The sequence below is a fragment of the Noviherbaspirillum sp. Root189 genome, assembly GCF_001428545.1.
In the GTDB taxonomy this organism is placed as follows: domain Bacteria; phylum Pseudomonadota; class Gammaproteobacteria; order Burkholderiales; family Burkholderiaceae_D; genus Noviherbaspirillum.
The window spans coordinates 1-1,858 of the sequence record NZ_LMHZ01000076.1 but is presented as its reverse complement, the minus strand read 5'-3'; the positions used below and the strand labels follow the sequence as shown (position 1 = coordinate 1,858).

The window sequence follows — 1,858 nt, the reverse complement described above, 5'->3', positions numbered from 1 at the left end:
CTGCAGGCGCAGGCGGCCTACTGGCAGCAGGCGTTGGCGGGGGCGCCGGCATTGCTGGAGTTGCCGACCGACCGGCCACGTCCGGCGGTGCAGGACTATGCRGGCGAYGTGGTTGGMCTGGAACTGGATGCCGAACTGACGGCGGGCCTGAAGGCGCTGAGCCGGCGCCAYGGMACCACGCTGTTCATGACCATCCTGGCTGGCTGGGCAGCGGTGCTGTCGCGGCTGTCGGGGCAGGAYGAGGTGGTGATCGGCACGCCGATGGCCGGGCGCCTGCGTGCCGAAGTGGAACCACTGATCGGCAACCCAGGCACTGCGGCTGGATGTATCGGGCAGCCCGAGCGTTGCGCAACTGCTGCAGTCGGTGAAGGCGCGCACACTGGAAGCGCAACAACACCAGGASYTGCCGTTCGAGCAGGTGGTGGAGCTGGTGAACCCGCCGCGCAGCATGGCGCACAGTCCGCTGTTCCAGGCAATGTTCAACTGGCAAAACAATGAAGAAGGTCACTTGGATCTTGGCACGCTTACCCACGCACCTGTGGGCAGCGGATATACCGTGGCAAAGTTCGACCTGACACTGAACCTGGGCGAACACCGAGGCTGCATCATGGGTGGGGTGGAATTTGCCAAAGCACTGTTTAAGGCGGCGACGATCAAGCGCTACATCGGCTACCTGCGCAGCCTATTGCAAGGCATGGTGGCAGACGATGGCCAGAAGATCGACGCGCTGCCTATGTTGGATAGCGCCGAGCGTAACCAATTGCTGGTTGACTGGAACGGARYGCCGGTCGACTATCCGCAGGACCGGTGCATCCACCAGCTGTTCGAAGCACAGGCAGCAGCCACGCCGGACGCAGTGGCCGTCACCGGTCAGGGCGTCGAACTGACCTATGTGCAGCTCGATATGCGTGCCAATCAGCTCGCCGATCACCTGCACCAACACGGCGTCGGTCCGGGTTCACATGTGGCGCTGCTGCTGGAGCGCTCGCTGGAACTGGTGGTGGCCGAACTGGCCATCCTCAAGTGCGGCGCTGCCTATGTGCCGCTGGACCAGAATGCACCGGCCAGCCGCCAGGCTTTCATGATCGCCGACAGCCAGGCGCAAGTGGTCCTCAGCGTGAGTTCGCTGTCTCTTCCCGCCACGCCGGCCACGCGCATCGACCTCGATACGCTGGAGCTCGCACCGCAGGCCAGCCCACGGCTGGTGCTGGGCAACGACAGCACGGCAGCCGCAGCGATCTTGTACACGTCCGGTTCGACCGGACAACCCAAGGGCGTGATCGTGCCGCACCGGGCCATTGTGCGGCTGGTGATGAACAACCACTATGCCCGCTTCGGGGCCGACGACCGGGTGGCCTTCACCGCCAATCCTGCCTTTGATACCTCGAGCATGGAGGTCTGGGCACCATTGCTGCATGGCGGGCGCATCGTCGTGATCGACCAGGCCACGTTGCTTGACCCGCAGGCGCTGGCGCAACAGCTGCAGCACAACCAGGTGACGATCCTGCACCTGGTGGCGGGCCTGCTAAGCGCGTATGCCGACACGCTGTGCCCGGTGCTGCCGCAGCTGCGCTACCTGCTGACGGGCGGCGATGTGGTCGATCCGCGGGCGGTGGCCCGGGTGCTGCGTCACAGCGCACCGCAACACCTGATCCATTGCTACGGTCCGTCCGAGACCGCCACGTTTGCCACCACYTGCGAGATCACCGACGTGGCCGACGACGCCACCAGCCTGCCGATCGGGCGGCCGATCGCCAACACCCGGATCTATGTGCTGGATGGCTACGGCCAGCCTGTGCCGGTGGGGGTGGCGGGCGAGATCCATATCGGCGGTGCGGGGGTAGCGACCGGCTACCTG

At 65.4% G+C, this 1,858-nt stretch carries 1 protein-coding gene and 1 pseudogene; both read left to right on the top strand.

Annotation, left to right across the window (positions count from 1 at the left end):
* A pseudogene (locus tag ASE07_RS31030) lies at positions 1-755 on the top strand (condensation domain-containing protein); the annotation flags it as partial.
* The coding region (locus tag ASE07_RS26365; protein WP_235548648.1) for an AMP-binding protein at positions 734-1,858 on the top strand (1,125 nt) is incomplete at its 3' end. The pseudogene ASE07_RS31030 and the gene ASE07_RS26365, both read left to right, overlap by 22 nt.